We start from the raw sequence: 22,284 nt of genomic DNA, 5'->3' as shown, positions 1-22,284 counted from the left end.
GAACTACTGCCATTCTGTGTGTATCGTCACATGTCAGTGCAAGACCCTTCCAGTGCACTGTTCTACATATTTTGCTGTGGAATCCAGAATGTTTCGAGTCTCAGTTTGGTTGCGTTGACCAAACTGAGGGATAGAAGTCGTCAGAAAAGTTAGACGATTTGATGGAATACTTAGAGACTCTTCAGCACATTCCAGAAGGTATGAGAACCGAGCGGATGATCCGATTACTAGAAGATGTCCATCCGCTTTACATGCTGCCTGGCGATCCGTTCGTGGAAGAAATCCTGATTCCTGGTTTTAGGGTCGCTGACAAAGTTGATTGTATGGTAGGTTTTTTCTCGAGCCATGTTCTTGCATTGCTTGCCCCAGGATTAGCGACCTATATTGCCGGTTCCAAGAACAGTTTTAGGTTGATCATCAGTCCCTTGCTCAGCACACAGGACAAAATTGCGATAGAGGAGGGGGTAAGCTCTGTGGAAAGCGTGGCGGAAAGGATAATGGAAGACCTGATTATCACGGAGGACTTGCTCCAGAATCACACACTCAAATGTCTTTCGTGGCTACTTAGAGAGCGTAAGATTGAAATCAAGGTTGCCTTAATGAAGGATGCTCTGTTTCATCCAAAGGTGTGGCTTTTCAAGAGCGACAATCATGTAGTTGCCGCACATGGTTCAAGTAACGTCACCCACGCAGGGATACGGAGAAATCTAGAACAAATTGCTATATCTAGATCATGGCAAGACTCTGGCCAAAGCTACACCACTGAGAAATTGCAAAATATTTTCAAAAATCTCTGGGATGATAATCACGAAAACTGTATTACTATTGATATTCCCGATGCGATTCGTCAACGTCTGATTCATTCTTACAAATCAGAGTCGCCTCCAACTGAGAACGAGTTGAAGAAACTATATGATCGAGCCATAGAAATCTCGAACGAATCTATCCCGTCTCATATTCGCCCAGATCGTTCTGTCCAGTTTACAATTCCGAATTGGCTGGATTACAAAACAGGACCGTTTCAACATCAGGGAAAAGCTGTAACGGCATGGTGTGATTCTGGGTATCAAGGTATATTGGAAATGGCGACCGGTTCAGGGAAGACAATCACCTCAATGATCGGAGCTTACCACCTTTATCAAAAGAAACGGCCTCTACTCATCGTAATTGCGGTTCCATACGTGCCTTTAATTGAACAATGGTGTGATGAAATCACGACATTTGGATTAAATCCTGTCAATCTTTCGAAAGTAGGTAACCCCAAAAAGCGTGGCCGCGAACTACAAAGATTGAGACGACAATTACGCTTTGATTTGTCGGACATAGAGGTCGTTGTTGTCAGCCACGACACATTGTGTACCCCCAATTTTCTTGCTAATCTAAAGGAATTTGATTGTAATCGGCTGTTAATCGCGGATGAAGCACATAATCTTGGAAGGCCTTCATTTATCAACGACCCTCCCGATTGTTTTGATTATCGTCTCGGTTTGTCTGCAACGCCTGTCCGCCAGTATGATGAGGCCGGGACAGTAGCCTTACTAAGATATTTTGGGCCGGTCGTATTCCATTTCACACTTGAAGAAGCCATTGGCCACTGCTTGGTTGAATACGACTACTATGTTCACCCCGTTTATCTCTCGCAAAGTGAGTTAGAAGATTGGCTTTATCTTACTGGTAAGATTAAGCAAAACGCTTGGCGTCACGAAGACGGAAATCCAGACGAATATCTCTCCAAGTTGATGTGGAAACGGCGGGCCTTACTGGAAACAGCATCAGGTAAGGTTGCCATGCTAGTCGACCTACTGAATGAGGAAGACAAGAGTAATCTCCGCCATACCCTGATTTATACGTCTGATAAAGGACCAGATCAGCTGAACAACGTTAACCGACTGCTTTCGGACAACAATATTCTTTTCCACCAACTTACGGCTGAAGAAACAGTAAATCGGAAACGGACGAAGCAGATCATCAAGTCATTTCAGGAGGGAGATATCCAAGTTCTTACTGCAAAACGCGTGCTTGACGAAGGCGTAAACATCCCCCAAATATGCAAGGCATTTATTCTTGCGAGCACAACAGTAGAACGGCAGTGGGTACAGCGACGCGGACGCCTCCTGCGGACTTGTGATGCTATTGGTAAAACACACAGTGTCATCCACGACATCTTAGCACTACCACCGGGGTTGGAGAATGGTCTTGACCCCGACACGCGCACACTTGTGCGCTCGGAACTAGATCGTGTGCAAGAATTCGCGAGCCTAGCAAGAAATGCAGGTCTACCAGATGGTCCACACAAGGTTATCAATCAAATGGTTGACGCTGCGTTTCTGTGACGAACAAGGGATAATCATGCCACTTAACGACAGAAAAATCATTTCGATCATTCTTGAGCAGTGTCACTCAATTGAAGATAGGTGCGTTGGTTATCAGGATGAGATGATTCGTGTGATTGCAGAAATTTTAGAGTATGAATATAAACATAGAGTGTCCCGAATGAATATCCAGAAAAAGATCAACGACAAGTGTAATGCTGCTGCAAGGTTCCTTGCTTCTCAGCGCAGTGAAGCGACCAATTCTTGAAGTGCCGGGCTCATGAAACTTCTCCGAGCAAATTTTCAGAATTTTCGAATGCTGCGTGATCTTGAACTGGATTTTTCAACCGATCCCAAAAAGAGTCTCACCGTGATCCGTGCAGCAAATGAGTCTGGCAAGACGACAATTCTTCACGGCTTGCAGTGGGCTCTATACGGAAATGTAGCCCTTCCTGACGGGGGCACTAGTTTTCGGCTCCACCCTATTGACTGGCAGGCAAGTGAAGGTAAAAACGCTCAGATCATGGTTACGGTAGAGTTTGAGTTGACGAAGTTTCGTCTTATTTCTGGCATGAAGGAGAAATCATGCTATCGATACCGCATCATTCGCTCCACACTTGAAGATGTAGAAGACCATATCTCACGCCGTCGCCATTCAACGGTCAGACTATTCCAATTAACTGAGACCGGTGCAAGTCCAATTCATGAACCAGAGGCTTTCATCAATGATGAGCTACCGCCGGAACTCAGGGGGATATTCTTCACTGACGGAGATCGAGCATTAAGTTTTGTTGAAGCTACTCAATCTACCAAACGCCAGCGAGTACAACGGGCAATTCATTCTCTTCTCGGGCTTGAGGTCATCAACGATGCAATCAAACATGTGCGAAAGTCTGCATCGGAAGTAAATAGAAAATCAAAACAGCTTGGGGGAGACAGTGAACTAAAGACAATCGCAACAAAACTTGAAGAGATAGAAAACAAGAGTGAGACACTGGTGGAGAAACTTGAAGAGGTGAAACAGCAATTCGTGACCTTTGATGATCTGTGCGTCTCTATTGATCGTAAAATTTCGGCGGCACTGGAAAAAGGTGATAGGGAGAAGTTGAAAAGAGACCTTCACCGTGTTCGGGAGGAGATCAAACAGCTCGGTGGCTTACGCGACGCGGCGGAAAAGGATCATTCAAAATTGTTTCGTGGCCGGTCAATTGCGACTAGCCTCCTTTCGCCCGTACTGTCCAATGCATTCGATAAACTGGATGAGTTGCATGATCAGGGCAAAATTCCAAATATTACGATTCCGCTATTGCGTGACCGCCTTCAAGCGAAAGTCTGCATTTGTGGAGAAACACTCGAATTAGGAAATCTAGAGGATAAGAAGCGCCGTGCACATATACAGAAATTAATTAGGGATAGTCAGCGCTCCAGCGAAATCCAAGGAATCATTACCGACCTGTACTACGATACGAAGACGCTATTGGCTGACCATGCCTCTGGAGAAACAACATGGTTACAAGAATCCAAAGCAGTGATTGAGCGCCGTGACTACTTGAAGAAGCAACGCGATGAAAAGGGGCGGGAGCTTCGAAATCTTGAAACACAACTTGACTCGTTACCCGATACAGATATACAAGGTCTCCGCGAAACTCTTCAGAAAAGCAAAGAGCAGCGAGACCGGTTCCTGCGGAAGGAATCAGCCATCAATACCCAACTAGAAAGTCTGACTAAGGAGCAAAAAAGCTTGGAATCAAAACGGGACAGTCTGCTTCGCCAAAAGAGGATGGGAGAACGTATACTTGCTGAACGGGATGTTACAGGAGACATATTGGAGGTCTTGCAGAATTCCTACAGGCAAATCGCACATGTGGAATTGCAAAAGGTGAGTGATCAAATGAATAGTATTTTCCTCGAAATGATTGGTTCGGACCCTGAACAACGGGCCATGATTCAACGCGCCGAGATCAGCAGGGAATTCGACATCATTGTGCATGGCCCGGAGAATCGGACACTTGATCCAGATCGGGACCTGAATGGAGCATCACGCAGAGCATTGACGCTCGCATTCATATTGGCGCTGACAAAGGTCAGCGAAGTTGAAGCCCCTAATGTCATTGATACCCCACTCGGCATGACAAGTGGTTTCGTGAAACGATCTATTTTACGCAAGGCTGTGCACGAAAGCAAACAACTTATACTGTTTCTAACCCACGACGAGATCCACGGATGTGAGGACATCATTGACGAAGCTGCTGGTAACGTTTATACACTCACGAATCCCGCACACTATCCTATTATGCTGATAAATGATCCCGGTGTTTTTGAACGCAAGGTGCTCCGCTGTAATTGCGACCATAAGAGTACTTGTCAACTCTGCCAGCGCCGCTTAAATTCCGAGACAGAGCTGTAAATATAATCTTAGGAGATCAGAATGGCGGATCGGTATTACAACCCTTTTGCAGGAAAAGACATCATCGTACCGGAGGAATTCCATGAAGCATTTCACCGATACAGTCAGCGTGAAGCTAATTCAGTGATCAATCAGAGTCCCTTTCCTCGCATGATAGACTTTTGGTTCCTTTCTGTGTGTGTCGCATGTCGACTCGGACTCGAACCTGCCGAGATTACTAAATCCAAAACTATTAAGATTACCGGTGCGTCAATATTCGGAAGTGATCCTTGGCGAATTCACATGCTCATGCTCATTGCGGTCAGCAAATCTGGAGATGTGAAGATTGTCTCTGAGCCGAACAAAATGCTCTCATTAGCTAACGGTCTTGCCGTGGCTGGCATCTCGACAGTCATTGCCATGCTGAGAGACGGTGACGCAGAACCGATTTGGAATTTATCGGACGCTATTGATTTGCTCTTGCGGAAAGAGAAAACCGTATAACAAAATCTGGAGGTGACGATTTGTTTAGGGTTAGTGCTCGAACAGTATTGGCGCTTGGTGCCGAGTTAATTGGCTCTGACCTGGTTGCATTTTATGAACTAATCAAAAATGCTTTTGACGCTAAATCGCCAAATGGTGCAGAAATTTGTTTTGAAATCGTACTGCGGCGCAACGACTATCTGAAGTTCCGACGAAGAGCGATTGATGGGACGGTAGAGATCAGCCGTCTCAAGGTTGATCTATATAAAGCTTTGAATTCATCTGCACCGAAAGATTCTCTCCATCGTTTTCACGAGGCAATTGGTCAAGTCAAAGATTTACAATCCTTTTTAAGTACACTTGATGAAGTTTATGCTCATGAAAACAGGATAATCGTGTCCGACACGGGCACAGGGATGTCGAAGCAGGATTTGATTGACAACTATCTCACGATAGGTACGGCTTCCCGAAAACGCGAAATAGATGCGGCACTCACCGACCACTCCTATCAGGATAAACGTGCACCATATCTGGGTGAAAAAGGAATTGGGCGACTCTCCGCGATGCGATTGGGAAATATCCTGAAGGTTGAAACGGCAAAGAAAAGCGATACTCTCCTTAATATTTTGACGATTGATTGGTCAGAGTTTGACAACCACGACGCTATGCTTGACACGGTCGAGGTTACCCCTGTGCTGGGTAGCCCAAAGCCAGAACCTGATTGGAGTGGGACGCGGCTTATCGTTGGAGCATTGGCTGCTGACTGGACAGATAAGCGTGTCAAAGAGATGTGTGAGCATGACTTCTCACGCCTTACGGATCCATTCTCGGATACCAAGAGGCGCCCGAGAATTGCGGTTTCCTGGAATGGGTCGCGAAATTCAATTCCCCGAATGGACAAAGGTCTGTTGAAACATGCCCACGCAGCGGTTAAAGGGCGATATATAATCAGTGACTCTGGTCCCGCTTTAGTAGGCACACTTGAAGCATTGGATCTAGGCTTTGATCATCCAAAGAAGAAGGTACCTCTTAATCTTACCGTACCTGAACTGGAAGGGTTAGTTGTGGGAACTTCTAGAAGAGTCCCGCCTTCGGCACTGAATGATTTAGGTGAATTCCAATTTGAAGCTTACTGGTTCAATAGAAAACGTCTGTCGGGTATAGACAGTATTGGCAATCAGAAAGAGGTACGTGACCTGCAACGTCATTGGTCGGGTATCCTCCTATTCCGTGATGGTTTCCGCGTTTTGCCATACGGTGAACAAGACAATGACTGGCTGGAATTGGATAGACGGGCACTGGGAAGCAAAGGTTATCTGCTAAATAAGGCACAATTTGTTGGTCGGGTAACAATTTCCCGGCTCGGGAATCCAAAGCTCGTCGATCAGACGAATCGGCAGGGGCTCCGCGAAAGTCCTGAACAACAAGTACTCATTGATTTGTTGAATAATACCATCCAGAATAGGCTCCGGCGCTTTCTTAACCAATTTGCGTCAAGTAAGAAAGGCCAGCCACTAGACGTGGCCAAAGTCAAGACAGAGATATCAGCTTTAGAGGATAGAGCAAATAATTCTATTAAACAAATCAGGCGTCTTGCTCCAGAGTCCGTTGATACTGTAAATGAATTACAGGATGTCTTTACAGAAATCAAGCAGACTATTTCGCGCATGCAGTCACGGATCTCCGAAGTTGAAGAAGAAAAGCAGATGATGACACAAATGGCAGGTGTTGGTCTCCTTGTTGAGGTCGTAGCGCACGAACTAGCAAGGTCAACGGAAAACGCACTTGTAGCTCTCGAGGCTTTACGTGAGAAGAATGTCCCTGATCAAATACGCGGCTTGTTAATTTCGCTTCGGTCAGAAATCAAATCCGTCAGCAAGCGTCTTCGTATCCTAGATCCCCTTAGCGTATCTGGAAGACAGCGGAGGGAACAATTCGCACTTGATGTTTTAGTCCAGGATGTCCTAAACTCTCATAGTCGTCAATTCATACGCCACGAAATTAAACCCAAATTGACGTTGCCCAACCACAGAGTTCGCGTAAATGCAGTGAAGGGCATGATCATACAAATCATTGAAAATTTGATTTCAAATTCTATTTACTGGCTTGATATGCGCCGACAGCGTGAACCGAGATTCAAGCCAGAAATCGCTATCTCAATAGATACCGATCCTCTGACTGTCTCATACCAAGACAATGGCAGTGGGATTACGAAAGAAAACCAAGAAGAGATTTTTCGAGCGTTTTTTTCGTTAAAAGAAAAGCCTAATCGCCGGGGGCTGGGCTTGTACATCGCTCGGGAATGTGCAGAATATCACGGCGGAACATTGACTCTGGATGAAGAAGTAAATTCCGAAACTGGCCGACTTCATCGATTTATTCTTGAACTGCCTAATAAAGTCGCCTTGTCATGATGGATTTGAAAACTTTGCTTCTCCAGAAAGGCATCCGAAAGGCCGTTGTGATTGACGACGCATTTGATGAAGTACCAAAACCTGATGAGTTGGACGACAGAGATTGGTCAACGTTTCTTGATGACCTTACAGAGGAGGATCGCACACAACTATCGGAATTGTATCCTGAATTTGAAGAGACCGACGACAGTGACCTTCGGAAGTCACAGAAATTTATAGGTGTTCTCTGGAGTAGTCGAAACGAATTTAAAGGAGCTGCTATCTCTACACTTTTCGGAGATTACGAGAATTTTAACAGGACTGAGAGAAGTAGGCTCGATAAAATTGTTCATAAGCTTAAAGATGTTGATTTGACCTGCACGAAGGTGGGGCGTGATTTCCTTGATGAGGCACGTAAAGCAGATATAATAATAATTGATCTTTTTCTAGGAAGGCAGCGATCCGATGATGACATTAATCTTGGTGTTGATCTAGTCCGCCAACTCGTCGAGGATAGGACTGATAATCCTCCGCTTATCATTCTAACATCGGACAGTGGTCGCCTGGATGGAAAAAAAGATTATTTCCGAGATGAGGCGAAACTATTAGCTTCTACTTTTCGTGTGGAAAGCAAAGCCGATCTTGAGAGGGATCGCAGGTTAGAATTGATACTGAGAAGATTGGCCAACCATTATGAAGATGCGAAACGGGTCGCGGGATTTTTGTATGCGTGGGACGAATGTCTCAAAAGTACGCGCGAGACCTTCCTTCGGCAAATCAGGCGTTTAGATCTACCAGACATAGCACAAATCTGGACACTGCTCCTGAACTTTGAAGGAGAGTGCTTAGGCGACTATCTCATCGATGTTGCAGATCGCGTTCTGCAACACGAGATTGAAGGTGATGACAGGACAATTGAAGCAGCTCTAGAACTGAATAATATTGACTCAACCAATTACCCTGCCCCTCATTTATCTGGAACTCCAGATTTACAGAAATTCGTACATCGAATGATATTTTCGCATCCGAAGAGGCTGAGATTATCCGAAGACACAGGCACGCGCAATCTACAGTTCGGTGATATACTCAAATCGAAGAGTGAATGTGAACAGGTCTTACTCGTCGTGACACCAGCCTGCGATCTTAGCCGTGATGACGTTGAGCACATTATGCTACTGCATGGGGAGCTCAGCGAGCTTCAACCTAGAGATTGGTCGTATCGAGACGATAACGTGGCCCGAACACCAATTATGATTCAGCCAAATGGACAGCGCAAATGGATCAAATGGAAATTAAAAGCGGTAGAGTCGCGGCATCGGGATGATCTCATAGAATCTCTCCGTCAAGAGGGACAGTTGACCAGGATTGCCCGGTTGCGGGAGACCTATGCAATTCAGCTACAACAGAAATTGCTTGCACGTATGGGGCGGATTGGTCTGCCAGCGAATTTGCCAGTTCCGTTTCCGATCAGTGTGTCACTGTTTTATATTGACACCAGCGGTAAGACCCGCGAACTTGACATCGGTAATGTTGGACCCGCCTCTTGCTATGTTGGTCGTACAGACGATTCAAAATCCGTCCAGCACCTCGTCTTGACAGAGCAAACTTGTGACCGGATTGCACAATCACTGCAGGATCTCAATGAGAAGAGCGTGTTTAAGTCTGTACGCGAAAGTTTGGAGGCTATTAAGGGGGACTCTGAATTTATCACCAAGTTTGAGCGTGGCCAGGTGGAAGTACCCAATGAAAATGGGAAAAAATTCATCGAGTCCGATGACAACGGAAAGATCTATGCGACCGTAATTTGGAACAACAATATTGCGGAAGGAGTGTCTGTTAAAGCAAAGGATTATAAACACTCAGCTATTATTGTTCAAGTAGCGGATATATCGGGTGAAGGTGGGGAATTAAGATGAATGCGCTTACACTATACAATCCCCTCTTTCAGTGACAACTGGGTATATCATGTCGTTCTGTCTGAACACGAGCCGGAATTATGTCAGGGGTTATATAAATTGGCAATCAAACAATTGGATTACCTCCCTTATCGCTTGACCAATTATTGTGGACATAGCCTAAAGTTGGGCCTCGTGCAAGACCCTTTTTAGAAGTTCCGTGTAAGTGGCAAAACGATTGACCCGTATATGAAGTGGTCATCGTACAAGCTTCTTCTCACCACCTCCACAATAAAGATATCAGGGAGTATTACAGTGTGAGTGCCATCGCTCCAAGCACGCCAGCCCTGCTTCCAAGTCCAGGTGGGATGATATACCGGTCAATCTGATCTATCAGTTCTTTCGCCTTTACATACCCGTTCAAGTGTGACTGGACACGTGAATGAATCGCAGAAAATAAATGCTCCTGCTGCATCACTCCGCCGCCCATAATGACCCGTTCAGGTGAGAGAATCAGGATCATATTGGTTACCGCAAACGAGAGGTAATGCGCCACAAACGACCATGCAATATGGTCCGGTGGAAGGGCCTCGGCAGGAGTCCCCCAGTGTGCCTGGATCGCTGGCCCAGCCACCATCCCCTCCAGGCAAGCACCATGAAAGGGACAATTTCCCTCGTAATTGTCTCCCTCGGCACGCGGCAAAAAAAGATGTCCCATCTCCGGGTGTACGAGCCCATGAACAGGTTGACCATTCACCAGGGCCCCACCCCCAAAACCCGTCCCAATCGTAAGATAGAGAAGATTTTGTGTCCCCTGCCCGGCTCCCCATAAGTATTCGCCGACCGCGGCACCATTGACATCCGTATCAAAGGCGACTGGGCGTTGCAACTCTCGTGAAATCCGTCCGGCCAAGTCCGTGTTTGACCAGCCTGATTTCGGGGTACTGGTAATAAATCCATAGGTCTCTGAATCTGGTCGCACATCAGCGGGGCCAAATGTGGCGATGCCAATGGAATCCGGCAGTTGAGGCTGTGAACGAAAGAAGTCCACTGCTCGACTGATCGTCTCTTCCGGCGTTGTTGTAGGGAATCGCTCTACGGCATGGATGTCGTCTGGCGGGTGGCCAATTGCACAGACGAATTTCGTTCCCCCTGCTTCGATTCCTCCAAGAAGAGAGTCAGTTTTCACGGTACGAGTTACTGAGTGCGAGTCGCATCTACAAGGATACGAGTCATACGCTCTACAAATGCAGAGGGCTCTGCGAGATTGCCATCCAGAAGAAGGGCACCTTCGTAGACCTGTTCAATGGCTTCTTCGATCAGAGTATCCTGATTTTCAGAAGATTTGAGTGCCAGAATATTTTGCATCAGTGGATGCTCCACATTGATTTCCAGCACTTTCTTCATCCCCTCATAGTCGGGATTCATGGATTTCATCATCCGCTCTAACTGCGGATCAAGTCCATCTTTGGCGGCTACCAGTGTCGCGGCAGAATCAACCAGACGTTTGGAAGCGACCACATCCTGTATCCGGTCTCCCAACTGGAGCCGGAAGAGTGAGAGCAGCGCGTCCCGATCATCCCCAGGCAGCGGTTCCGACTCCTCATCTTCGCCCAGATCAAGCTCGGCCGCAGTCACGCTAGCGAAGTTCTTTTCTTCAAACTTCTGTACGTTTGGAAGCGTAAGTGCATCAATGGGATCCGGTAGAAGCAAAACCTCAATCCCTTTACGAGCAAAAACCTCAAGGTGAGGACTCTTTCGGGCAGACTCAAGAGAATCCGCCAATAGGTAATAAATGGTTTCCTGATCCCCAGTCATACGTTCCACATAATCATGGAGCGACGTCAGATTTTCGCTGTTTGTTGACGGGTAACGCATCAGCTCCAAGAGTTCATCGTGCCGGGACATATCGCTCCAGAGTCCCGTCTTAAGTACTGGACCAAAATTCAGGAAGAACTTCTCATATCGTTCGCCATCGTCGGTAGCCCACTCCTTCAGGAGACCGAGCAACTTGCCGGTCAACGTGGATCGAATGCGCTGGGCAACGGGGCTGTTTTGCGTTACCTCCCGGGACACGTTTAGTGGAAGATCATCCGTATCCACGACACCCCGCACGAAGTGCAGATAATCGGGGAGCAACTCTTCGGCATCGTCACGTACAAACACACCCGAACAGTAGAGATGAAGATCACTCCGACGATCTTCCCGAAAAAATGACACGGGAGCCTGCGCAGGGACGAACAGCAGAGCTTCAAAGGAAAGGAGTCCTTCGATCTGTAGGTGCAGATGTCCGAAAGGCTCTGCAAAATCACCTGTCACGAATTTATAGAACTCATTCCGTTCATCCTCTGTGATGTCTTCCTTGCGCTTTTTCCAGAGTGCCTTTAACGTATTTACCTGATCGGAACCAAGCTGGATAGGAAAGTCCACGAAATTTGAATACTTCCGGATGATGGACCGAACGCGAGTTTCTTCCGCAAATTCTTTTGCCTCCTCTTTCAGATGCAATGTGATCTTAGTTCCATGATCTTCCCTCGTGCCTGGGCTGATCGCATACGTTCCGGTTCCATCACTTGTCCAATTGAATGGCTCGGCCCCCTCATCGGCATGCAACGTTTCAAGAACGATTTCATCTGCGACCATGAACGCAGAATAGAAGCCGACACCGAACTGACCAATCAAGCCGGCATCTACTGGTTTACCGGATGCTTTTTGCTCCTCGATAAATGCCAGTGTACCGCTGCTTGCAATGGTCCCCAACCGCTCAATCAGATCCTCGTGCGTCATCCCAATCCCCGTATCCTCTATGGACAGGGTCTTGGTCTCTTTATCTAAAGTAATCGTGATCTGGAGATCTTTATGGTTACCTTCAGAATGATCGGTCAGTTGCCGAAAACGAGCCTTGTTCAGGGCGTCTGACGCATTTGAAATCAATTCCCGAAGGAAGATCTCCTGATTGGTGTAGAGCGAATTGACGATGAGATGCAGCAACTGCTGCATCTCAGCTTTATACTCAAACTGCTGAGTTGATGTGTTCTCGGTCATCCAAATAGGTTCAGGCTACTCTCCCTGGGCAAGTAGTGATTCCCGCTCTGGGAAAATTTGATCTAGTCGACTCTCGAAGATTCTGTACGTAAATTGGCCTCCACCGGGAACCAGAGCAACTGCAGATTCTGCATGCATTGCCTGTATGGACACGGTGGCATTCACATTGGTTGAAAAGTCAACGCGGTAGCTGGCATCTGTCAGAACCTGCACGGGGAGGTCATCGAAGAACCCGTCCGCATTCAGTGGTGCAAATCGACGTAGCCAGTTAGTGATCTGTAAACTATCCCCCGGCTGATCGTCCACCATCCAGGTGCCGCCATCAAAGGAAACCTCATAAGACACATCTTGACGTGTCACCCGGGCAGAAGTAACAGTCCCCATGCCCAGATCAACGACCCCACGGTCTCGCCACCTTTCTGGATCCTGATTTACGGTGACTCGGCCATTGGTTGAATAGACGTTGGGATCGTCTCCGATGCGAACATAAATCGACATATAATCACGCCCCTGTCTCGAAATCACAATCTCCTCTGACCCATCAGGCCACGTAAGCGTGACCGCAGACGCGGTCGAATCAATACCGTAAACTTCGTAGCGATCCGTGTTGCTGGTTGCACGATTATTCAGTGAGAGATCACTCAGTTCGGTCAAAACACGTGCTATTGTTAGTGAGTCGGCAGGCATATCTACAGGCGCACGCATGAACCACCGCGAGCCTTGTTTTTCCAGACTCAGTTCTGTGTCCGGCAACGTAACGGAGATGTGTGTTACTTCATCGGTCGGAAGGTCCAACTCCGGTACACGAATACTACTCGGGTTTCGGTCAAACACACCAGATAACCAGGCAAGAACCAAAAGTAGAACCAGCGTGCCGCCAAGTACAAGTGTTTGCTTTTGTCGCATAAGTCAGATAGTTACAGGACTACAATTTGTCTTGCACGTCGTCTGCGCCAACGCACAAGTCCCAATAAGACCACAATCAGCAGTGGTCCAAGCATATTGGCATACTTGATTATAGGCCGCATACCCTCCGAGACGTCCCGGAGCGTTCGCGGTTCGATTGATTTTGAGCGAATGCTCAGGAGCGCCTCGTCCTGAACGAGCCAGTCAACCAGATTTAATCCAAACTGAGTACTGCCGCCGTTCGGGGGGACGATGGACTCGTTGACGAAGTCTCCATCTCCTACAACCACTAGTCGGGTTGGTGGACTGGTTCTCCCAGGCGTATATACGCTGGGGAACGGTCCAACAAAGGCGGCACCTAACAAATAGGGGCCTCCCGATAGCGTTGCTGAGGTTTCTGTTGGCTGTAGCATAAAGAATCCCTGCTGCAAGCCACTCTGCGGAGACGAATAAATGAGGGGTTCACGCGTCACTCCCGGCGGCAGCGCGGCACTCGTATCAACCGAGCTTACGAAGTAAAACATGAGTTCCTGCAACCGATTCACCATTTGGTTCTCCGAATTGAATCGGGAGGCAACGGGAAAGAGGGGATACTGAATCTGTTGGGCGATGTTGAAAAATCCCTGACGTCGCTGAACGGTGACGACAGAACTCTGCTCGTCCATGATCAGGTTCGGGGTAAGAATGATCCCATAATTCGCGAGCAGCGGTTCAATGCCAATATTCAACTCGACAGCCTGGCCCGCCTGCAGGTTCGCAGCCACGCGGTTCAGTAAGAACCCGACACGCCCACCGTCCATGATGTATGCATCCAGTGCCTGAAGATCAGGATCCGGGATTGTATCGTTTGGTGCAATGACCAGCAGTACATCTGGACTGTCTGCTCCTCCTATGTCAGCCGCTGTTACAATCCGAACCTCATAGTTGGTCGAGAGGCTTTGCTGCAGGGTCTGCATGTTCTGCATGGGATCCGGCTCTCCGTGACCTGTCCAGAATCCTGCGACCGGCTTCTCTTCACGCGTTAATCGCCGGATTGCGCTCGTCAAGTCGTACTCAAGTCGTGACAGATCCTGAACCACCGGAATAGTTTCACGGTTATTCTCGTACTCAATCGCGACACCCATGTAGGCATTTTTCAGCTGTACGTTGTCACTTTCAATCACTTGAATCTGGACCGGGGGAATGCCCAGTCGTCCGGCTTCACCGCGCAGATCCTCATCCTCTCCCGGATCGATAAACTGATACTCAATGTTCTGTCCACCGTACGCACGGTAGTCATCAAGTTTATCCCTCAAAAACCTCCGATTCGAGGCAAATTGTGCTGGCAGATCAGCAGTAAAGAACGCCGTGATGGTAACCGGGTCTTCAAGAGTCTGGACAATATCTTTGGATGCACGCGAGAGCGAATACACTCGATCGTCCGTTAGGTCCAGTCGCCCGAAGATATTCAGGCCGATCAGGTTGACCACGACCAGAATCGCAGCAGCGAGGAGTATTGTAGTTTGTGCAGAAAAATCTCGTTTCATGGCTCGGCAGTCACAATCAGTCTATTCCGGCCGCTTGGCCAAGGTGTAAGTCGTCAGCAGAAAAGCAAATCCTGTTAACGACACGTAGTAAAGGATGTCACGAGTATCAATCACCCCGCGCATCAGGTTCTGGAAATGGTAATCCGCACCCAGATATTGCATAATGACTCCCAGTTGACCCGGGACAAAGTCTGTAATCTTGTCAAGCAAAAACAACAGGAAGATGATGGCAAAGCCAAGGATGAATGCAACAATCTGGTTACGGGTCAGGCTGCTGGCCCAGATGCCAATGGCCCCGTAAGTGATCCCCAGTAAAAACAATCCCAGATAGCCTCCAACCGTCCCACCTAAATCCAGATCTCCAAGTAGAGCCAGCGTGATCGCGTACACAAACGTGAGTACAATCGCCAGCAGCAACAGGAGGGCAACCGACAGGAGTTTTCCCAGGATGACCTGCCAGTCGCGGACCGGAAGGGTCAAGAGTAATTCCAGTGTTCCTGCGCGGCGCTCTTCGGCAAAGGATGACATCGTCAGTGCAGGCATAAAGAACAGAAAAATGAAGGGGGCAATCGAAAACACCGAACGCAGGGAAGCCACGTTCTGTAAAAACAGTGCATTACTGAAAAACCAGCCTGTGATGGCCAGGAATACACATAATACCACGTACGCTGCTGGCCCATCAAAGTAGGCCCTCAATTCACGCTTTGTAAGAATCCAGGTTTGATGCATAGTTCGTCTAAAGTCTTGGATGTACCTGTCCGGAATTAACCACTGGTCAATTGCCGGAAGACATCTTCCAGGTTCTTGCCCTCTCGGTGCAGGCCAGTCAGTGTCCAGTTATGGCTCACGGCCAGCCGAAACAAGTCCGCCCGGATATCACTTGAGGAGTTCAGCCTGAAGTATGTCTCTCCATTGTCGTCCGTGCCGTGCTCAACCACCTCGGCTGGATCCCAGGAGCCAAGAACGGATGCGACCTCCTCCTCATTATCCAGCAAAGTGACGGAGACCTGCTCGCCTCCTGAAAGGCTGGAACGAAGCTCTTCGGGGGTTCCGTCGGCCACCAGGACTCCGTTGTCAATAATGATCACGCGGTCACAGGAGGCCTGCACCTCAGATAGAATATGTGTGGAAAGCACTACTGTCCGCTCTCTCCCGATCTCCCGAATGAGTTCACGAATTTCGACAATCTGGTTTGGATCCAGACCACTCGTTGGCTCATCCAAAATCAAAATGGGAGGGTTATGGATCATTGCCTGGGCCAAGCCAACCCGCTGTCGATACCCCTTGGATAACGCATCCACACGCTTTGAAAGGACATCATGCAGACCGCACGCATTGGTCATTGCCCGAATACGTGCCGGACGATCCTCTGCGGAAATGCCGCGCATTGCGGCAACAAACTCCAAGTAATCGTAGGTAATCATGTCTGCGTACAGTGGAGTACTTTCCGGCAGGTAACCTATCCGCTCCCGTACCGGGAGTGCTTCTTTACGGATATCCATGCCATCCACGAGAACGGTCCCCTCGTTGGGCGGGAGATATCCGGTCATAACCTTCATGGTCGTGGACTTTCCCGCACCGTTTGGGCCCAGAAAGCCAACGACCTCCCCCTGATCTACCCGAAAAGATATTGAGCGCACGGCCTCAACAGGACCGTACGATTTACTGAGATTTTGGACCTCGATCATAAGCTAATTCTGAATTAAACTCCGTTTTACGCCTATTTGCAGTTACCGTGCCAGAAAAAACTGGGAAAAAGAACGATTGACGGGCTGCGTTTCGTATAGATTTTGTCCAGCCTGTACCGAGCCAGTTTAACTGCACGTTTCCAGCGTCAGGTATTCAGGTTTTCAACCAGCGCCTGCCCAAACTGGCTGCAGCTGAGCAGGGTCGCTCCCTCCATTAACCGGTGGAAGTCATAGGTGACACGCTTTTGGCTGATCGTCTTTTCGACTGCACCGATGACGGCATCCGCTGCCTCTTTCCAACCCAGATGCCGGAGCATCATTTCACCGGAAAGCAATACAGAACTCGGATTGACCTTATCCTGTCCTGCATACTTGGGCGCGGTTCCGTGGGTTGCCTCAAACAGGGCCAATCCGGTATCGTAGTTGATATTGGCTCCAGGAGCAATCCCAATCCCTCCGACCTGTGCTGCAAGCGCATCCGAGATGTAGTCCCCGTTCAGATTCATGGTAGCAATGACACTGTACTCTTTGGGCCGGGTCAAAATCTGTTGCAGAAATGCATCCGCAATGACATCTTTAATGATCACCTCATGCCCATCCCGACGAAGTACATGCCAGGGGCCGCCATCCAGCGGCGTTGCCCCAAACTGGTCTGCAGCGACCTTGTATCCCCAGTCACGGAATGCCCCCTCGGTATACTTCATGATATTGCCTTTGTGGACCAGCGTGACACTGGGCTTGCGTTCGGTAATCGCGTACTCAATCGCAGCCCGCACGATCCGCTCAGTCCCCTTTTCTGAGACGGGTTTGATTCCAATCCCGCTGCTTTCTGGAAAGCGGATCTTTGAAAAGCGCTCCGGGAAGACTTCCTGAAACAGATCCTGGAATCGCCGATTCTCCTCTGTCCCGTGTTCAAATTCAATCCCGGCATAAATATCTTCGGCATTTTCGCGGAAAATAATCATATCAACCAGTTCAGGATTTCGGACGGGTGACGGGACTCCTGAAAAATATTGTGTGGGACGCACGCACGCATAGAGGTCTAGCCTTTGGCGCAGCGCAACATTCAGACTCCGAATTCCGCCGCCAACCGGTGTCGTCAAAGGCCCCTTAATCGCAACACGGTAATCCCGGATTGCCTGCAGAGTGTCTTCCGGCAGCCATTCACTGAACTTACGCTGCGCTTTGTCTCCGGCATAGATCTCAAACCAGTGAATGGTCCGCTCATTTCCATATACATGGGAAACCGCACGGTCAAGTACAAACCGGGCAGCCGCCCAGATGTCTGGCCCAATCCCATCCCCCTCAATAAAGGGAATGATCGGGTTGTTGGGGACCTGCAGAGCTCCTTCGGAGAATTGGATAGGCTCCCCCGATTTGGGTGAAGCCAAGTGCACATAGGACATGATCAACGATTATATGTATAGATAATTAAGAAGATGGAAGAAGTTAGAGTTTTCCAAAGAGGGAGCGTATACGCAGCTCCCAAACCTTGAAAGCAGCTTCGCGAACAATGGCCGAACTCATTTTACTCTGGCCCTCGGTTCGCTCCGTAAACACAATGGGGATTTCGGACAGGCGAAAGCCCTTTTTCCAGGCACGATACTTCATCTCTACCTGAAATGAATATCCGTTACTGCGGACCGCTTGCAGGTTCACGGATTCAAGCACGCGGCGGTGGTAGGCTACAAACCCTGCAGTGACATCATAGACGGGCAATCCCGTGACAATGCGTGTGTACCAGCTTGCTCCATAGCTGAGCAGTAATCGACCAAGTGGCCAGTCCACCACTCGTACGCCTTTCAGGTACCTGGAGCCGATTGCCAGGTCGCATTGATTGGTTTTGATCGCCCCAATCAGGGTCGGCAGATCATTGGGGTTATGAGAAAGATCGGCATCCATCTCGCAAATAACCTCATATCCATGCTTCAGTGCATGGGCAAAGCCGGCGAGATAGGCAGTTCCCAGTCCCAGCTTCCCGGAACGTTCCAGAAGGTCAATCCGCCCCGGATAGCTTGACTGCGTATGGCAGACAATCTCTGCGGTACCGTCCGGTGATCCATCATCCACAACCAAAACATCCAGATCGGACGGCTGCTCCATAACACGGCGGAGCGCCGAAGCAATATTCTCCGCTTCGTTATAGGTTGGGATAATGACGAGAGTACGATTCATTGTCCTCAGCAGGGAGCCCTACAGATTGTGGGGATCCCAAATGCTCCAAAAGGGTACACAGGGGTTGGACTTGATAAAATGCAAGTAGATATCTGACTTATCCTGATGCCATGGCTTTGAAGACAAAAAGCAAAGTGCTGCAGAACGGCCATTCGGAAGCCTCCTATGATACTATCGAGGCTGAACTTACCTTTCGGAATTATCCAGGGGACAGGTTTACTCATTCGGATCTCGGACTGAGCGTAGCAGACATTGGCGATATCTATCGAAACATGCTCCTGCAGCGACGCTTTGAGGAGCGATCAGCGCAGATGTATGGCAGGCAAAAAATTGGTGGTTTTCTACACTTATATATTGGTCAGGAAGCCATCTCCACCGGATCGGTCTACGCGTTAAAACCTGGTTTGGATTCTGTCATCACGGCATATCGCGACCATGGTATCGCACTGGCACTAGGAATGTCCTCTAACGAGTGTATGGCCGAACTGTTTGGGCGTGCGGATGGATGCTCAAAAGGAAAGGGCGGCTCCATGCACTTTTTCGACAAGGAAAAAGGACTGTTTGGTGGGCACGGTATTGTGGGCGCTCATATTCCCGTTGCCACAGGCATTGCGTTTGCACATCAGTACAAAAATGACGGAGGCGTGTGTGTATGCTATTTGGGGGACGGAGCCGTTTGGCAAGGGGCTTTTCATGAGGCGTTGAATCTGGCGTCACTCTATGAGCTGCCAGTTATTTACGTGATTGAGAACAACCAGTATGCGATGGGAACCGCGGTTGACCGCTCCGCTGCCGAGACAGATCTATTCAAACAGGGAATCTCTTATGCCATGCCAGGATCCCTAGTGGATGGGATGGATGTATTCAGTGTCTGCCACGCGATGCGGGACCACGTCGCGCTGGCACGTGAAGGAAAACCGTCTTTGATGGAGATCCGAACCTATCGCTACCGAGGACACTCTATGAGTGACCCCGGAAAGTATCGGACCAAAGAAGAACTGGAAGCAAAGAAGAATGAAGACCCTATCCTTCGCCTGAAAAGTTATATCCTGGAAAACACGCTGATGACGAACGAGGAGTTGGATGTGTTGGATGTAGAGGTGAAAGCAGAGGTGGCTGCATCGGTTACGTTTGCTGATGAGAGCCCGTTGCCTCCACTGGAAGCGATCTACGATGATGTATATACGCAGAAAGATTTTCCTTTCCTGACGATTTGAACGATGGCAGAATTACAACTTCGAGAGGCCATTCGCGCCGCGATGGTCGAAGAGATGGACCGGGATGAGGACATCTTCCTCATGGGAGAAGAAGTCGCCGAATACAACGGTGCCTATAAGGTCAGCGAAGGGATGCGTGACCGCTACGGAGACCGGCGCGTGATTGATACGCCAATCAGTGAGAACGGGTTTGCAGGCCTGGGACTTGGAGCAGCCATGAATGGGCTGCGGCCCATTATTGAATTCATGACCTGGAACTTCGCGTTCGTGGCAATGGATCAACTGGTCAATAACGCTGCGAAAATCCGCTATATGTCAGGCGGACAGTTTTCCTTCCCGATTGTCTTTCGCGGCCCCAATGGTGCTGCAGGGCAACTGGCAGCAACCCACAATACGTCGGTAGAAGCTCTCTACAGCTGCTTCCCCGGACTGAAAGTGATTTCCATCTCCAATCCAGATGATGCGAAGGGACTGCTCAAATCAGCAATTCGGGATGATGACCCAGTGATCTTCCTGGAAAGTGAATTCATGTATGGGATGCGTGGAGAGGTTTCGGATGAAGAGGACTACATCATCCCGATTGGGAAAGCACGAATTGCCCGCGAAGGGGATGCTGTGACCATCATTGGACATAATAAGAGTTATTGGCGCGCATTGGAAGCCGCCGAAATGCTGGAAGCGGATGGCTATGCTGCAGAAGTAGTTGACCCGCGCACTATCCGTCCCTTCGACTGGGAGACCGTGATAGCATCCATCAAGAAGACAAACCGGTGCGTGATCGTTGACGAGAGTAACCCATTTGCGAGTATCTCCTCTGAGATCGCGTTCCAGATCCAAGCACGCTCATTCGATGACCTGGATGCACCCATAGGTCGGGTCACGGCCAAGGATACGCCTGCTCCGTATGCAAAAAACCTGATGGAATACTATATGCCGAGTTCGGAGGATGTCTACCGTGCCTGCCGTGAGGTTATGTATCTTGACTAGTTTTCTTCCCGCTTCAAGGATTGACTTATGCCGATTGCAATAGAAATGCCGAAAATGACGGACACCATGGAAGAAGGTGTCTTGGTGGAATGGTCCGTTGAGGAAGGAGACAAGATTGCCGCTGGGGATGTGATCGCACAGGTAGAGACGGACAAGGCCACCATGGATGTTGAAGCCTACGACGATGGCGTATTGCTCAAAAAAGTTGCCAAGGCGGGGGATGCATTGCCGATTGGAGGTCTGATCGCCATTCTCGGGGATGACGGAGAGGATGTATCACAGCTGATCGCAGAACATGAGTCCAATGCTGCTGCACCTACTCCATCTGCCGAAACTGCAGCCGAAACTCCTCCTGCGGATAAGAAGAAAAAAAAGGCAACTGCCGCAACCTCCAATGGGCGAACCAAAGCGTCGCCGCTGGCCAAGCGAATGGCGACTGATCATGGCCTTCCGTTGGCCAACCTAGTAGGATCCGGTCCTGGTGGACGCGTCATTAAGCGAGATGTGGAGGCAGAAATTGCTCGGACGCCCGCTTCTGTTCCCGCATCTGCACGTATTCTTGCAGCGGACCGTGGCATTGAAAGCGTACGCATTTCTCAGATGCGCAAGGCGATTGCCCGGCGACTGGCCGAAAGCAAGTACACTTCGCCTCACTTCTATCTAACTTCGGATGTAGATGTAGCTGCTCTGATCACTCAGCGTACTATGCTGAATGATTATCTGGCAAAATCAGGTGGTCCCAAAGTTTCGTTCAACGATTTTGTAACTAAGGCTTGTGCCAATGCCTTGGTGCAGCATCCAAATGTGAACGTCACGTATGCTCCCGAAGATGGTGTGATTCTCAAGTACAACTATGTAGACATCGGGGTCGCTGTCGCGATTGAGGATGGATTGGTCACGCCGGTGATTCGTGATGTCCAACAGAAAAGTGTCGCGGCCATTGCCCAGGAAATTCAAGCGTTGGCCGTGCGGGCACGAGATAAAAAGCTGGCCACGGATGAGATGGAGGGGTCTACCTTTACCACCAGTAACCTGGGCATGTTTGGGATCGAGTCGTTCACCGCCATCATTAATCCTCCGAATGCCTGTATCCTTGCCATTGGTGGGATACGAGACACGCCTGTTGTGGAAAATGGTTCTGTCGTGCCAGGTAAGCGGATGAAGCTCACGCTTTCGTGTGATCACCGGGTAGTTGACGGGGCTGTAGGAGCTCAGTTTATGGCTACCGTGAAAGAACTGCTGGAATCGCCCCTTAGTCTGTTACTCTAGTT

Annotated in this window: 17 protein-coding genes; 9 read left to right on the top strand and 8 right to left on the bottom strand. The window is 49.0% G+C overall.

Annotated features, from left to right (window positions below; translation table 11 throughout):
- The first annotated feature begins 161 nt into the window (after positions 1–161).
- From F4Y64_03910 to F4Y64_03885, 6 genes are read left to right on the top strand one after another with little or no spacing between them, the layout of a single operon-like run.
- A complete protein-coding gene (locus F4Y64_03910; protein ID MXX96744.1) occupies positions 162–2,333 on the top strand; it encodes a DEAD/DEAH box helicase in 2,172 nt (723 codons plus the stop codon).
- Between the two features lie 16 nt (positions 2,334–2,349).
- Complete coding sequence (locus F4Y64_03905) at positions 2,350–2,580, top strand: hypothetical protein (GenBank protein ID MXX96743.1); 231 nt, start codon at positions 2,350–2,352, stop codon at positions 2,578–2,580.
- A gap of 12 nt (positions 2,581–2,592) precedes the next feature.
- Complete coding sequence (locus F4Y64_03900; protein MXX96742.1) at positions 2,593–4,719, top strand: AAA family ATPase; 2,127 nt, start codon at positions 2,593–2,595, stop codon at positions 4,717–4,719.
- A 21-nt stretch (positions 4,720–4,740) separates the two neighbouring features.
- Positions 4,741–5,202 (top strand): hypothetical protein, encoded by a 462-nt coding sequence (locus F4Y64_03895; GenBank protein ID MXX96741.1) that lies wholly within the window; start codon positions 4,741–4,743, stop codon positions 5,200–5,202.
- 20 nt (positions 5,203–5,222) lie between these two features.
- A complete protein-coding gene (locus tag F4Y64_03890; GenBank protein ID MXX96740.1) occupies positions 5,223–7,595 on the top strand; it encodes a sensor histidine kinase in 2,373 nt (790 codons plus the stop codon).
- A complete protein-coding gene (locus F4Y64_03885; GenBank protein ID MXX96739.1) occupies positions 7,592–9,490 on the top strand; it encodes a hypothetical protein in 1,899 nt (632 codons plus the stop codon). The genes F4Y64_03890 and F4Y64_03885 overlap by 4 nt, the downstream gene beginning before the upstream one ends.
- A gap of 289 nt (positions 9,491–9,779) precedes the next feature.
- Here F4Y64_03885 and F4Y64_03880 read toward each other — a convergent pair whose 3' ends face one another.
- The 8 genes from F4Y64_03880 to F4Y64_03845 all read right to left on the bottom strand — a co-directional run bounded on the left by F4Y64_03880 (position 9,780) and on the right by F4Y64_03845 (position 18,809).
- Positions 9,780–10,658: an ROK family protein gene (locus tag F4Y64_03880; GenBank protein MXX96738.1), complete on the bottom strand. Its 879-nt coding sequence runs from the start codon at positions 10,656–10,658 to the stop codon at positions 9,780–9,782.
- A gap of 8 nt (positions 10,659–10,666) precedes the next feature.
- Entirely contained in the window at positions 10,667–12,514 is a 1,848-nt protein-coding gene (gene htpG / locus F4Y64_03875; GenBank protein ID MXX96737.1) for a molecular chaperone HtpG, read from the bottom strand.
- Between the two features lie 15 nt (positions 12,515–12,529).
- A complete protein-coding gene (locus F4Y64_03870) occupies positions 12,530–13,420 on the bottom strand; it encodes a DUF4340 domain-containing protein (protein ID MXX96736.1) in 891 nt (296 codons plus the stop codon).
- Positions 13,421–13,431: 11 nt separating this feature from the next.
- A complete protein-coding gene (locus tag F4Y64_03865) occupies positions 13,432–14,946 on the bottom strand; it encodes an ABC transporter (protein ID MXX96735.1) in 1,515 nt (504 codons plus the stop codon).
- Between the two features lie 21 nt (positions 14,947–14,967).
- Complete coding sequence (locus tag F4Y64_03860; GenBank protein ID MXX96734.1) at positions 14,968–15,675, bottom strand: ABC transporter permease subunit; 708 nt, start codon at positions 15,673–15,675, stop codon at positions 14,968–14,970.
- 35 nt (positions 15,676–15,710) lie between these two features.
- On the bottom strand, positions 15,711–16,634 hold the full coding sequence (locus F4Y64_03855) for an ATP-binding cassette domain-containing protein (GenBank protein MXX96733.1): 924 nt from the start codon (positions 16,632–16,634) through the stop codon (positions 15,711–15,713).
- A 146-nt stretch (positions 16,635–16,780) separates the two neighbouring features.
- Positions 16,781–18,040 (bottom strand): NADP-dependent isocitrate dehydrogenase, encoded by a 1,260-nt coding sequence (locus tag F4Y64_03850; protein MXX96732.1) that lies wholly within the window; start codon positions 18,038–18,040, stop codon positions 16,781–16,783.
- 43 nt (positions 18,041–18,083) lie between these two features.
- Complete coding sequence (locus tag F4Y64_03845; GenBank protein MXX96731.1) at positions 18,084–18,809, bottom strand: polyprenol monophosphomannose synthase; 726 nt, start codon at positions 18,807–18,809, stop codon at positions 18,084–18,086.
- 110 nt (positions 18,810–18,919) lie between these two features.
- On the opposite strand from F4Y64_03845, the gene pdhA reads away from it, so the two are divergent.
- The 3 genes from pdhA to F4Y64_03830 are packed head-to-tail and all read left to right on the top strand — an operon-like array spanning position 18,920 to position 22,282.
- Complete coding sequence (gene pdhA / locus F4Y64_03840) at positions 18,920–20,026, top strand: pyruvate dehydrogenase (acetyl-transferring) E1 component subunit alpha (GenBank protein MXX96730.1); 1,107 nt, start codon at positions 18,920–18,922, stop codon at positions 20,024–20,026.
- A 3-nt stretch (positions 20,027–20,029) separates the two neighbouring features.
- Positions 20,030–21,013, top strand: coding sequence for a pyruvate dehydrogenase complex E1 component subunit beta (locus F4Y64_03835; GenBank protein ID MXX96729.1), 984 nt, complete (start codon positions 20,030–20,032; stop codon positions 21,011–21,013).
- 27 nt (positions 21,014–21,040) lie between these two features.
- The gene (locus F4Y64_03830) at positions 21,041–22,282 is read left to right on the top strand and encodes a 2-oxo acid dehydrogenase subunit E2 (GenBank protein ID MXX96728.1); all 1,242 of its coding nucleotides are present in this window, start codon (positions 21,041–21,043) and stop codon (positions 22,280–22,282) included.
- Positions 22,283–22,284 lie beyond the last annotated feature (2 nt).

The sequence above is a fragment of the Rhodothermaceae bacterium genome (assembly GCA_009838195.1).
Classification (GTDB): domain Bacteria; phylum Bacteroidota; class Rhodothermia; order Rhodothermales; family Bin80; genus Bin80.
The sequence above is the reverse complement of the archived record's forward strand: the minus strand, read 5'-3'. Positions and strand labels throughout refer to the sequence as shown.